At 59.4% G+C, this 10,671-nt stretch carries 17 protein-coding genes and 1 pseudogene; 2 read left to right on the top strand and 16 right to left on the bottom strand.

Annotated features, from left to right (window positions below; genetic code table 11):
• The 6 genes and pseudogenes from J9889_RS22350 to J9889_RS22325 form a co-directional block, all read right to left on the bottom strand.
• Nucleotides 1-233, bottom strand: a pseudogene (locus J9889_RS22350) (phage terminase large subunit family protein); the annotation flags it as partial.
• Nucleotides 205-741, bottom strand: a complete 537-nt coding sequence (locus J9889_RS22345) for a terminase small subunit (protein WP_041205565.1) — start codon at nucleotides 739-741, stop codon at nucleotides 205-207. The pseudogene J9889_RS22350 and the gene J9889_RS22345, both read right to left, overlap by 29 nt.
• 125 nt (nucleotides 742-866) lie before the next feature.
• Entirely contained in the window at nucleotides 867-1,406 is a 540-nt protein-coding gene (locus J9889_RS22340) for a DUF2514 family protein (protein ID WP_041211163.1), read from the bottom strand.
• Nucleotides 1,406-1,897, bottom strand: a complete 492-nt coding sequence (locus J9889_RS22335) for a lysozyme (RefSeq protein WP_041211162.1) — start codon at nucleotides 1,895-1,897, stop codon at nucleotides 1,406-1,408. The genes J9889_RS22340 and J9889_RS22335 overlap by 1 nt, the downstream gene beginning before the upstream one ends.
• Nucleotides 1,898-1,899: 2 nt before the next feature.
• The gene (locus J9889_RS22330; protein ID WP_033132437.1) at nucleotides 1,900-2,106 is read right to left on the bottom strand and encodes a hypothetical protein; all 207 of its coding nucleotides are present in this window, start codon (nucleotides 2,104-2,106) and stop codon (nucleotides 1,900-1,902) included.
• A 285-nt stretch (nucleotides 2,107-2,391) separates the two neighbouring features.
• On the bottom strand, nucleotides 2,392-2,604 hold the full coding sequence (locus tag J9889_RS22325) for a hypothetical protein (RefSeq protein ID WP_210558242.1): 213 nt from the start codon (nucleotides 2,602-2,604) through the stop codon (nucleotides 2,392-2,394).
• Nucleotides 2,605-2,758: 154 nt separating this feature from the next.
• Here J9889_RS22325 and umuD point away from each other — a divergent pair, with 154 nt between their 5' ends.
• Together umuD and umuC are read left to right on the top strand one after the other, a co-directional pair.
• Nucleotides 2,759-3,184 carry a translesion error-prone DNA polymerase V autoproteolytic subunit gene (gene umuD / locus J9889_RS22320; RefSeq protein ID WP_216822135.1) on the top strand — a complete coding sequence of 142 codons (426 nt, stop codon included), beginning with the start codon at nucleotides 2,759-2,761 and terminating at the stop codon, nucleotides 3,182-3,184.
• Nucleotides 3,185-3,186: 2 nt separating this feature from the next.
• Nucleotides 3,187-4,461: a translesion error-prone DNA polymerase V subunit UmuC gene (gene umuC, locus J9889_RS22315; protein ID WP_113724899.1), complete on the top strand. Its 1,275-nt coding sequence runs from the start codon at nucleotides 3,187-3,189 to the stop codon at nucleotides 4,459-4,461.
• On the opposite strand, the gene J9889_RS22310 is transcribed toward umuC, so the two are convergent.
• The 10 genes from J9889_RS22310 to J9889_RS22265 all read right to left on the bottom strand — a co-directional run.
• The gene (locus J9889_RS22310; protein WP_181951820.1) at nucleotides 4,433-4,786 is read right to left on the bottom strand and encodes a hypothetical protein; all 354 of its coding nucleotides are present in this window, start codon (nucleotides 4,784-4,786) and stop codon (nucleotides 4,433-4,435) included. The genes umuC and J9889_RS22310 overlap by 29 nt on opposite strands.
• Nucleotides 4,787-4,808: 22 nt before the next feature.
• On the bottom strand, nucleotides 4,809-5,849 hold the full coding sequence (locus tag J9889_RS22305) for an Abi family protein (RefSeq protein WP_210558240.1): 1,041 nt from the start codon (nucleotides 5,847-5,849) through the stop codon (nucleotides 4,809-4,811).
• 221 nt (nucleotides 5,850-6,070) lie between these two features.
• Nucleotides 6,071-6,595: an antitermination protein gene (locus tag J9889_RS22300; RefSeq protein ID WP_235656003.1), complete on the bottom strand. Its 525-nt coding sequence runs from the start codon at nucleotides 6,593-6,595 to the stop codon at nucleotides 6,071-6,073.
• Between the two features lie 94 nt (nucleotides 6,596-6,689).
• Nucleotides 6,690-7,076, bottom strand: a complete 387-nt coding sequence (locus tag J9889_RS22295) for a RusA family crossover junction endodeoxyribonuclease (RefSeq protein ID WP_235656002.1) — start codon at nucleotides 7,074-7,076, stop codon at nucleotides 6,690-6,692.
• A complete protein-coding gene (locus tag J9889_RS22290; protein ID WP_263719522.1) occupies nucleotides 7,063-8,055 on the bottom strand; it encodes a DUF968 domain-containing protein in 993 nt (330 codons plus the stop codon). The genes J9889_RS22295 and J9889_RS22290 overlap by 14 nt, the downstream gene beginning before the upstream one ends.
• Nucleotides 8,052-8,249, bottom strand: a complete 198-nt coding sequence (locus J9889_RS22285) for a DUF3283 family protein (RefSeq protein ID WP_005324004.1) — start codon at nucleotides 8,247-8,249, stop codon at nucleotides 8,052-8,054. Before J9889_RS22285 ends, J9889_RS22290 begins: the two co-directional genes overlap by 4 nt.
• Complete coding sequence (locus J9889_RS22280) at nucleotides 8,246-8,956, bottom strand: phage regulatory protein/antirepressor Ant (RefSeq protein WP_041205556.1); 711 nt, start codon at nucleotides 8,954-8,956, stop codon at nucleotides 8,246-8,248. Before J9889_RS22280 ends, J9889_RS22285 begins: the two co-directional genes overlap by 4 nt.
• Before the next feature lie 73 nt (nucleotides 8,957-9,029).
• A complete protein-coding gene (locus J9889_RS22275) occupies nucleotides 9,030-9,305 on the bottom strand; it encodes a hypothetical protein (RefSeq protein WP_210558238.1) in 276 nt (91 codons plus the stop codon).
• Between the two features lie 5 nt (nucleotides 9,306-9,310).
• The gene (locus J9889_RS22270) at nucleotides 9,311-9,796 is read right to left on the bottom strand and encodes a hypothetical protein (protein ID WP_210558236.1); all 486 of its coding nucleotides are present in this window, start codon (nucleotides 9,794-9,796) and stop codon (nucleotides 9,311-9,313) included.
• Nucleotides 9,774-10,671 (bottom strand): hypothetical protein (locus tag J9889_RS22265; RefSeq protein WP_210558233.1); only part of this gene is annotated, 898 nt, incomplete at its 5' end. The genes J9889_RS22265 and J9889_RS22270, both read right to left, overlap by 23 nt.

Here is a 10,671-nt window from a genome sequence, read left to right as displayed (position 1 = left end):
GCCGACTTGACGAAATTGACCTCTCGAATGTCGTCATTGGCCATCGCGTTGATGATGGCCACCTGGAACGGCAGCGACTTCCAGCGGCCCTCCTGATAGGAGGACTCCACCGGCAGGTAGTAATGGTCATCCATCCACTCGGCGGCGGTCTGCACCGGCGGCCTGAGCAGGGCTGACAGCCCAAGGTTGACGGCAGCCGCCAGGCTACTTACTTGTGCTGTCGATATATTCATCCAGTAACTCCGGCAGCAGATCACCCAGGGAGGCCGCCTCGTTGCTGGCTATGACCAGTTCGCGCTGGAGCCCCTCGATGTGCTTGGTCTGCAATTCGGGATAACGGCGGCGCATAGTGAGTGGAACGGTGTCGAGCAGACTGCTGACCTTGGCGGCGATGCGCGTCAAAGCGAACGTTGCAAACTCGGTCGGCACCTGATGGCGCTCAGCGATCCGGTTCTCGCGCTCGGCCTTGTCGGCCTGCTCCTTGGTGAGCCTCCACCGTTGGAAGTCCAGTTGATCCTCATCCATGTCTTGAGGATCCGTTGGTTGGTGTTTTTGGATCGCGTTCTCGATCCGGTTATCCACAACCGAGCGCACATCAAAGTAAACGTTGCGCCCGATCTTTTTTACTGGCTTAACTCCCCACTTATCAAAGGCTTGCACCGAGATCCCCAGGCTTGCAGCCATGTCGGATTTTTTCAGCCAGCCAGGCGCAGGGCGATCCTTGTCTGATGGCTCTGACATGAAAACAACAACCTCACTTCTTGGGGTTTCATATGTAGTGAAAAACCGCGCCCCGTCCGACCCGTCGAGGACGGGGGCTGGGGGGAGTACCTTTGACCGGGGGGTGGGGTATTGCGGTAGTTGGGTTAACGGGGTTGGGTCAATGAGAGATAGGCTCTTTCGCAGGCTAGTCCTGACGCTCGAGCTCGGTCATACGCTGCTGCCAGCTCACCCGCTCTTTCGTCAGCCCGGCTGAGCAGGTCGGCGAGCACCATGGCAGGATGTCCGGCTGCCGGGCCTCCTTGGGCAGCCCCGGGATTGCTGGCGCACTGACTTGCTCGGGCTGCCAGGCGGCGGGCTTGCTCGCGCAGCCGGCCAGACTCAAGGCTAGCAGCATAGGCATCAGCTTGTGCTTGGGCGATTTGTTCTTGTGCATGCTCTCTTACCTCATCGATTTCTGCCTGGCGGCGCAGCTCTTCCTCCCGAGCCTCCAGCTCTGCCTTGGTCCTTGCCGTGGCCAGACGGGTCGCCTCTTCATCCCACTTCGCCTGCCAGGTCTTGCGCTCCCCTTCCTTCCCATCATCTTGGCCGGACCAGTAGAGCGCCACCCCACCACCGGCCAGGGCGGCTATCACCAGGGTGCCGGCCAGGAACGGCAACGCCCTGCTCTGCGGAGTTGTCACCATCACTCCCCCTTGCACTTCGTATTGAGGCGCAGCCGGTCTTTCCAGAGCCCGGGACATACCCGATTCCCCGGTACCGAGCAGTCTTGATTGCCGGCACGCTTGAATAGCAAGATCGCCTCGCAGGCCCCGGGGTAGTCTCCAGCGTTCAGGCGCTTCACGATGGTGGAGCGGCAGAAGGCGCCGGGGCCGATATTGTGGGAGAGCTCGACATAGGCATCGAACTCATACTGGTGGAGTGGCACTTTGATACAGGCCTTGAGGGCATCCTCAAAAACCCGCACTTCTCGAAGGCTCCTGTTCACCGCGGCGACTGGGGTGATGGTGTCACCCATCTTGACCCCTTCGGTGCTCCCAAATCCGATAGTGGGCAGCTTGGTCCCGTGTACCGGGTCGGGGTAAGCCACCGGCCCCCATCCCTCCCGATTCAGAATCCCCACAAAGCCAGCAGCACTGAGCGTGAGCGCCGCTATGGCAATTCGCATTTTTGTCATGCCTACCCCACCTGCTTGGCGCGTGGCTTGATGATGTTCGACCAGATAAACCAGCCGATCTGAACCGAAAGCCACACAAGCGTCGCGATCAGCACCCAGTCATTCAAAGAGACACCAGCCCACGACATACTCACCACCGCTACAGGAGGGGCAGATTTCGCAGTTTCACCGACCACAGTGGTAGCGATCTGCTCATGTCCTTGATTCATGAATCCACCCCAGAAACGAAAAAACCCCGGCAGAGCCGAGGTTTGGAATCAGAAAAGAAAAAAGACTGCAACCTTTCGGGTGCAGTCTTCCATCATTAGGACGCAATTTACACAAATTAGCTAGTTACTGTCAAACGCCCACTGTATACGCTCTTTGTTGCTGCAACCCCGCAGTGGAGTTATCTGCATCAAGCCAGACTAGGATCAGGTGGATTCTTACCCTTCATGCCTTCAATAAAGGACTTGTAATTCTTCTTTGCCATTGTGATAACTGACGCTGCTTCCTTAGCGGTTAATGCCTGACCACCATTTTTCGCAATAGTGATAGGGCACCATCCCATAACTGGCGATCAGCGCCTGCCGCCGGCCATCTCGCTGGATCAGGATCGGGGCCTGGTAGTCCTGCCACACCTCCTCCTTCCAGTCGTACCCAGGGTCATCAACCCCGAAGTATTCCACCAGCACCGCCTTGGTGGTCGGGATGTAGTTGATGCACATGCACAGCCCCTCCTTCGTATGAGAGCTCAAACTCACCAAGTCAGTCTCTGCCAAGCATAATTCGCCACGGCACAGCCCGCCCTGCCAAGACCCGATCGCCGACCAGTGATCTTTCCGGATCCCTCGGATAAAATAACTGTATGTTCATACAGTGATGATTATCATGATCCCCCACGCAACCGATGCACCTATCATAGAGCTCCCTCTGTTCCTCACCCCTGCCGCCTGTGGGTTTCCCTCCCCGGCTCAGGACTATGTGGAACAGACCATCGACCTCAACCAACATTGCGTCTCCCACCCGGCAGCCACCTTCTATGTGCGAGCCAGCGGCCACAGCATGATCGGGGAAGGCATCAATGACGGCGACATGTTGATCATCGACCGCGCCATCACAGCTCGCCACGGCGACATCGTACTCGCCTGCCTGGATGGCGAGTTCACCGTCAAAATCTTGCAGTCCGACCCACCCGCGCTACTACCATCCAACCCGGATTTCTCCCCCATCATTCTGCAAGAAGGGCAGGAGCTCGATATCTTCGGCGTCGTCACCTTCGTTCTGCACAAAACCCGGCGAGGGTAGCCATGCCAACCGCCATTGCCCTGGTCGACGTGAACAACTTCTACGCCTCTTGCGAGCGGCTGTTTCGCCCCGACCTCAAGGGGGTGCCGATCGTGGTGCTCTCCAACAACGATGGCTGTGTCGTCGCCAGATCGGCAGAGGCCAAACGGTTGGGGGTCAAGATGGGGGTGCCCTACTTCCAGATCCGCGAGCTCTATGAAGAGCAGGGGGGCATCTGGTTCAGCTCCAACTACGCCCTCTACGGCGACCTGTCGAACCGGGTGATGACCACCCTGGAGAGCATGGCCCCAACCGTCGAGGTCTACAGCATTGATGAAGCGTTCGTCGAGCTCAGCGAAAGCTGGGCCGGTGACCTGCTGGCCTATGGCCGCCAGATCCGCGAGCGAGTGCAACAGTGGACCGGTCTCACAGTCGGAGTGGGCATTGCGCCGACCAAGACACTAGCCAAGCTGGCGAACTACGCCGCCAAGAAGTGGCCCGCCACCGGCGGTGTAGTGGATCTGCGCGATGAGGGGCGCCGCGCCAAGCTGATGGCCATCACCCCGGTCGAGGAAGTCTGGGGGATAGGGCGCAAACTGACAGCCAAGCTCAACAAACAAGGCATCAACACCGTGGCGGATCTGGTAGCGGCCGACCCAAAGAGCCTGCGCCGACAGTATGGCGTCGTCGTCGAGCGCACCGTGCAGGAACTGCGAGGGATCCCCTGTGCCGACCTGGAGCCCCTGGCCCAGGCCAAACAGCAGATTATCTGCAGCCGGAGTTTTGGTGAACGCATCACCGCGTTTGGCCCCATGCGGGAGGCGCTGGCCGGCTACATGGAGCGGGCCGCCGAGAAGCTGCGTGCAGAGGGGCAACGGTGCCGCCACATCACCCTCTTTATAAGGAGCAGCCCCTTCTCGGAGCGGGAGACCTACTACAGCAACCAGATATCGGCCAAGCTGCAGACAGCCACCTCAGACACCCGAGATCTACTTGCTCTGGTTGAACCGCTGCTGCGCCGTATCTGGCGGGATGATGTCCGCTATATGAAGGGGGGCGTCATGCTGGCTGACTTCAGCCCGGCCAGCATGCACCAGGGAGACTTGTTCGCTGACCGGCAGCAAGATCCCCGAAGCGAGGCATTGATGAAGGTGATTGACCAGATCAATCAGGGAAGGTGGGGAAAGGTCTACTTCGCGGCTCGTGGCCGGGACACCAGGGAGTGGATGATGAAGCGTGAGCAGCTCAGCCCCCGCTACACCACCTGCATCAGCGAGCTCCCCGCGGTGAAGGCATGAGTTTGACCAGCTTGGTCAACTGTTGCTGAAGAGACACCGACTTTGGCACCGACTGCATCTTCTTGGGGCTTGGTGGAGCTTCGGGGTGTATGCTGAGCACCTTGATGAAAATCCGTTTGTTGGCCCTTCCCGGTTCCTTAAGCCCAACACGAACCTCGGCCACCAGCTCCACATTATGCAGCGTGCGCAAGTAGCACATTAGCTGGCCCGCCTGACTACTGGGCATCTCAAGCACTTCGGCGACGTCGTACAGGTCGAAGAAATGTCCGTGAAGTAGTCCCCAACCAGCCATCTTCAGAGCTGGTGCCTTCAATACGCTATCCATAGCCTTTGCTCTACCATTCTTTCTAATACCGCCTATGTGCCTTTGCAATAACACCCCTAAGAGCAGCGAGCTCATTCACCAGGATGTATTCGACTTTACGCTTAAGTAAATCCCCTGCCTTTATCAAACTTTCATTTGCCCCACATTCTATGCAGTTCCCTTTAAGATCAAGCGCATTGATGACATCGACTAGGTGATGAGCACTCATCTCAAGCATCAAATCTGCCCCCTCTACCTTTGATAGAAGGTAGTTTGCAATGTGTTGGCGCTCTACGACGGCAATCAATGACTGCTCCTCGTCATGGCACACAACAAATCTGGATGATGGGAGTTTAGATAGTGGGGTTATCTGAGGAGCGACAGTGAAATCATTATCAGCACGATCGGCAAAATGTGGTTTGCTCTCACCGTTCGCAGATGGTGCAGTGCGGAGTATGCCAAGCGCTGTAGAGTAATGCCTTACCCAATCAGTGGTTTCTACCGAAAACCATCCTAAGACACATAGAATATCTCTGTGGATAACGGTCAGGTTGAGTTTATGAATCGGCTCGTGATGGGCAATTCGATTTCGGAATCGGTTGATGTCCCTTACTGCCACTTGGAGCTCTTTTCTGGACACGGACTGATTAGGCAACAGTTTGACCATCCTCGTCTGCCACAAGTCGCGGTCGTAATCGTCTCTAAACAAATTGGACCAAAAATCGAAGGACAATTCAGCAACAACGTCTTGTAATGCTTGTGATTTAGCTCTCTCTTGTGCTTTATTCAAAGCTGCAAGGCTTTGTGGGTTAAGAAGACTAGTGAAGGCTAGGGATGTGTGCCATTTGGGACCAAACTCTTCAGTGAACAGATCGCTTACCCTGTTTCTGAAAGTAACCTCCAGTATATGGAGTGGAAACAAGAAGGCCTTTGCTAGCCTTGCATTGTATAGATATATGTTAAAAGCGTACTCTCTGTTGTAGCCTGCGCTCTTGAGGTAGGGCGCAAAACGGTCAGAAGACAGGCTCCTTTCGATACCGTCTCCATTGTTCAAATATGAGTATAAAGCTTTACTTTCAGCCATAAATACAATACATTCCTATTATAGAGCAGTTGGAGCGGCCCCTCTAGCCATTGCTAAGCGCCACCAACAATCTACCTAGAGCCCCGAGACAGACTTTATGTCCCTCTCGGGGTTTCGCTTTTTAATGGGTTTTGAACTCAATGTGCTCTATTATCATGTAGTTAAGCAGTTAAACCAAACCCTTTCTTCCTTGGCAAAGCCCGCTGTGGACAGGAAACATCTCAAGCCGCCGTCACCCGTTTGTAGAACGCCGCCACCTCGCTCTCCTGCTGGTGGCACCACGCCAGTACCGCCAGATAGAGCGGATACCAGCCCCGCTCCCATTGGCCGCGGGTCAGTCCACCGGCCAGCGGCTCAATGGCTCGCCTGATTTGGGTACCCGGTATGGGGCGCAGCCCGGTACCGCCGCAGCGTGGGCAGACCTTATCGATCGCCTTACCGTGCAGGCGGCTCAGTTCCAGGTCGCGGATCACTCCCCTCCCCCTGCAGAACTGCGGGTGACAGGCCGCGCCCGGTGTGTCCACTGTGCGGCAGTAGTGTTCCAGGGCCAACTCGGCCACCCGGCGCAAGGTCATGCCATGGCCACGTTCCTTGTTGGCCCCCACATAGCGGGGAGCAATCTTGGTGCACTCAGCCTGCACAGCCAGCAGGGCCTTCTTGGCATCCCCCAGGTCTTTGCAGTAACGCGCCATCACCAACGCCATGCCGGCACCATTGTGCTTCTGAACCATTCCCAATGCCGTCATCACATCACTCTTTGTCAAATGAGAACGCCCCGTTGACTGGGCCTGATAGGCCTGCAGCATCACAGAACGCGGATCCCCTACGGTAATTGCATATTCAAAGCGCACTCATCACCTCCACAGTTACCGACACCATTCCCCCTTTCACTACCGGCCCACGCTCCACCAGCAACCGGTCGATCTGGCTATCGTCCAGCCACACCCCGGCGTGGGTCAGGGCGTCTTGCACCGCCTTCACCGTGTTATCCAGATCCCGGGCTCGCCGGTCAGGGGCCTGCACCACCAGCCGCAGGGCCAGCCGATCGGGAATCTGCTTACCGGCCAGCTTGGCAGCCAGGCAGGCATCGGTCGCGGCCTTGCGATAAACCCTCCCCTCCTGGCTCAGCAACGTTCTGGGCTTGCCGCTCACGGCCACATTGCGCCAGATCCGGTTGGTTGAAGGGGGCCATGGCAGGGTCACTGTCCATGAATCAGCTTTGGGCATTGAACACTCCCAGGGAGCATGCCAGCTCCAATGTGTTGATAACGTGCTCCAACTGCGATCCGTGCTGGGCCTCCCAGGCCTTCCACCCGATCCGGTGCAACTCCATGTGTGGCTGGTGGGCGAGCGGGAACACCATCAGATCGTGCGCCTTACTGCCCATCACACTCATCCCATGACCCACGACATGGTGTGCCTCGATGCCCTCGCGCTGGCCCGTCACCACACAGGGCAACTGCCGGACAAAGGCCAGGTAGGCTGCACACTCCCAGCGCTGGCGCTTGGGCCTGCCAAGGTGGAGGGCTGCGGGTTCTGGGTCGATCTGACGAATAGCCGGTTTGGCATTGATGCGAGCCCGCAGATCGGCCAGCGGATCGCGCTCTGCCACCTCAAGGCGATGATCACGATAGCGGGCATCGGTCTCCCGGTTACCGCGGGGCGACCACTTCCGATCCGGTTCGATGGGTGCCAGGCGACAGGCAGAGCGCAGCAGCGGATCCGGCAATGAAGGCAGCACCTTGTAGACGGTCGCCCACCAGCACAGATCCCGGGCAGTCAAGTCAGCAGCGGCCACCCCACACCAGCCAGCAACCCGCTGCAGTACAAGCTGCGCCAGCCACCCGGCCACATCAGCGAGGCGGATCGGTAACTGCCCATTGCGGTGCTCGTTGTCGTGATGCCAGCACAAAGGCAGATGCACCCCATCCACTTCTGCGGTGACGGTTTCCCCGATGCAGCCATCGGCTATCACGCAAGCCGTGGCATTGGCGGTCAGCAGCTCCCCACCGGCGACATTGACCACTGCGGCGCAGGCCAGGGCCGACACCAGCTCAGGGAACTGGACCAGCAGGTCAGCCCCCTGATCGCGCACCAGGCGCACCGGCTTGCCAGCCAGTTGACGCCTCACCGCCGGCAGGCTGTCGCCCAGCGGTACCAGGGCCAGCCCCAGCGCTTCGACAAACACGGCGTTACCTGCGCTCACGCTTGCCCCCTGATCGCATTCAACTGTTGGCGAAACCACTCACGGTGCTCTTCATCCACCTCATCGATGGCGGCCACCACGACCTCACGCCCGATCTCGTTGCGGCGACGGCGCCACACCAGCAGGTGCGCCTGCTTGATCAACTCGATGCGCTGCCGTTCAGCCGATGGCAACAGGGCCAGGTTGTGACTCATGCCGCCACCCCACGCAGGATGCCGTCACGGATCAGTCGCTCCACCAGCCACTGCTGGCCCTTGCCGGTGATCAGGGGGGTGAAGCTGATGCGCCGCTCGCCGTTGCTGTCAAACGAGCTCTCCCGGGTCGCGAACAGCCCGCGGTCCACATACTCCTGCATCGGCAGGTTCCAGCGCTCCCCGCGGCAACTCATCAAGATCTTGCGTTCCCTCAGCAGAGTGAACAGGGTATTGGGGCCAAGGCCCACCGTCTTGGCGAACGCCGACAAGGTGATCCCCTTCTCCACACTGGCGATCTGCTTGGCGAACTCCACCGCCGGGGCATCCATCGCCACCTTCTGTTCCAGCGCCATCTTCTGCTCGGCCAGCTCGGCAGCAAGGCGCAGTGCCTCCGGCAGGGTCTGGGGGATCATCATCGCGGGCTGGTGGGCTTGCTGCTCCAGCTCCTGCCAGCGGCGAATAATCCGGATCCGCAACTGGGCGCTGTAACCGGCCACCAGACAAAGGGTCTCGTCCTTGTCCAGCAACAGGCACGGCTGGGTGCGACCACGGCCATCCTGGTAATCGCCTGACTTCTCAGGAGATTGAATTTCCACCAGCATCTTGCGGATATCGGCCATCACGTTGTCGTGGCGCTTTCCGGTCAGCTCGGCGATCTCCACGCTGGTCATCGTCAAAGGGGTTGCCCCCCGCATCATCAGTTCCATCACCTCACCCCCATCGACACATTCGCGGCCAGATACACCGCTAACCCCACCAGCACCACCATCAGGGTGCCCCTCATGAAATCGCGCATGGGATCATCTCCAGCGTGGCGGGCCGCTGTTGCTGGCCGCGCAGGGCGTTCACCGCCTTCATCACCTCAGCCAGTTCGGCACCCTGTACCAGGTAGTGCCCGGCCCGGTGGGCCTTCGAGGTGAACCCCAGTTGCCGCGGGCAATCCGACACCTCAAGGCGCACCTGCACCGGCAACCAGTCCTTCACCTCCGGGTACACCGCCACCCGCACATACCGGGCGCGGCGAATGTCCCGCTCACAAGCCTCACTGAACGTCACAGCCATCACCCCATCCTCCCGGTAATCGTCACACCCTCGCGGCGCAGTTCGGCCTGCACCTGCAGCAATTCGACCTGAACCGCCTCATCGGTCACCTCGCGATCACGCACATAGACACGGGCCTCCGCCTGCATCTCGCAGGCTCGCAAAGAGACCTGGCGGCCCACAGGGGCAGACTTCGGTACCGGATTGCGCTGCAGGATGGTGGCCTTGACCTCGGCCGGGCGCGGGGCGAACTGGCGGCCAGCGTCATCGGCCAGCTCTAACACTGCCTCGCGGATCTGCTGGGCGGTGAACCCGCGCAGTTGAACACCCCAGGCCATGGCCACGCCGCGGGCATTGGCATCCAACTGGCTGGCACTGGCGGGCCAGCATCCGGCCATCAACGGCAGCAGCTCGTCGGCCAGGAACATCGACATGCCGGTGCTCACCTGCAAAGTGGCCTGATTCACGGGCAGGCTGGTCACGTTAGAGGGGAGTGTTGTCGTCATAATCGACCCCCGCGGCTCGCAGGGCCTGGGCCTGCTGTTGGGCTTGCGCCAGATTGGACAGGGGGCGCTGGTGGCCGCCAGATGGATTACCGCGCTTGGCCTGCAGCTGGTCCCACTTCTGGCGCAGCTTCTGCGGCGACAGCACGTTGGCACACCAGAACGCATCCCGGCTCACCCAGTCATACAGCTCGCAGATATCGCGGTGGCTACGCTGGTCCAGCTCGCGCATCAGCCGGATCACGTTAGCCCACTGCGCCCAGTTCGGCTCAATGGCGGTCGGGGTGATCAACTGCACCCGCCGGAACATCCACTGCGCGGTCATCAGGTCATCACCGGTTCCCCACGCCTTGCCGCTCGGGGTTTGGATGGCAGCCTCGGGAATCACCCGGACCTTGGGTTCGGGAGCGGCAACCCCCTCGATGGCAGTTCCCTCCCCCTGCTGGTCGAAAGTCGCGTCAGCGAGTTGCGACGAAGAGTCTTTAAGATCTTTGTTTGTTTTATTGTTTATCTTGTTTAGATCTTCGGCGTGATACTCCGCGCCTAACTCCGCGCCATCAGATTGCGATACCCCCTCCGTCCCCTGCTTTGATGCGGGTTGCAACTCCGCGCCTAACTCCGCGCCAATGTGTTCTGAAACTCCGCGCTGGTAAGGGTCATAGTTGAGCAGGGTGACCAGGGTATAACCACGGGTACCCTGCTTGCTGGAGCGGCTGATCATCCCCTCCTGCTCGAAAGCATCCAGGGATCGGCGGGCACTGTCTTCGGAGATGCCACAGGCCTCCCCAAGGGAACGGGCAGAGCCTACGACCTGGCCACGCTGGATCAACAGGCGATTGCCGTTGAAGCTCACCTCGCAGCGCTCGTGCGCCGCCTCA

The organism is Aeromonas sp. PrichA-15, from assembly GCF_017939245.1.
Lineage (GTDB): Bacteria > Pseudomonadota > Gammaproteobacteria > Enterobacterales > Aeromonadaceae > Aeromonas > Aeromonas caviae.
Note: the sequence above shows the minus strand (reverse complement) of the source record. Positions and strands in the feature narration are given on the sequence as shown.

What these genes read in the sequence shown, in the direction of transcription:
- J9889_RS22345 (WP_041205565.1), bottom strand. Translation starts at nt 741, where the DNA reads ATGTCAGAGCCATCAGACAAGGATCGCCCTGCGCCTGGCTGGCTGAAA.
- J9889_RS22340 (WP_041211163.1), bottom strand. Translation starts at nt 1,406, where the DNA reads ATGGTGACAACTCCGCAGAGCAGGGCGTTGCCGTTCCTGGCCGGCACC.
- J9889_RS22335 (WP_041211162.1), bottom strand. Translation starts at nt 1,897, where the DNA reads ATGACAAAAATGCGAATTGCCATAGCGGCGCTCACGCTCAGTGCTGCT.
- J9889_RS22330 (WP_033132437.1), bottom strand. Translation starts at nt 2,106, where the DNA reads ATGAATCAAGGACATGAGCAGATCGCTACCACTGTGGTCGGTGAAACT.
- J9889_RS22325 (WP_210558242.1), bottom strand. Translation starts at nt 2,604, where the DNA reads ATGTGCATCAACTACATCCCGACCACCAAGGCGGTGCTGGTGGAATAC.
- umuD (WP_216822135.1), top strand. Translation starts at nt 2,759, where the DNA reads ATGATTATCATGATCCCCCACGCAACCGATGCACCTATCATAGAGCTC.
- umuC (WP_113724899.1), top strand. Translation starts at nt 3,187, where the DNA reads ATGCCAACCGCCATTGCCCTGGTCGACGTGAACAACTTCTACGCCTCT.
- J9889_RS22310 (WP_181951820.1), bottom strand. Translation starts at nt 4,786, where the DNA reads ATGGATAGCGTATTGAAGGCACCAGCTCTGAAGATGGCTGGTTGGGGA.
- J9889_RS22305 (WP_210558240.1), bottom strand. Translation starts at nt 5,849, where the DNA reads ATGGCTGAAAGTAAAGCTTTATACTCATATTTGAACAATGGAGACGGT.
- J9889_RS22300 (WP_235656003.1), bottom strand. Translation starts at nt 6,595, where the DNA reads ATGACGGCATTGGGAATGGTTCAGAAGCACAATGGTGCCGGCATGGCG.
- J9889_RS22295 (WP_235656002.1), bottom strand. Translation starts at nt 7,076, where the DNA reads ATGCCCAAAGCTGATTCATGGACAGTGACCCTGCCATGGCCCCCTTCA.
- J9889_RS22285 (WP_005324004.1), bottom strand. Translation starts at nt 8,249, where the DNA reads ATGAGTCACAACCTGGCCCTGTTGCCATCGGCTGAACGGCAGCGCATC.
- J9889_RS22280 (WP_041205556.1), bottom strand. Translation starts at nt 8,956, where the DNA reads ATGGAACTGATGATGCGGGGGGCAACCCCTTTGACGATGACCAGCGTG.
- J9889_RS22270 (WP_210558236.1), bottom strand. Translation starts at nt 9,796, where the DNA reads ATGACGACAACACTCCCCTCTAACGTGACCAGCCTGCCCGTGAATCAG.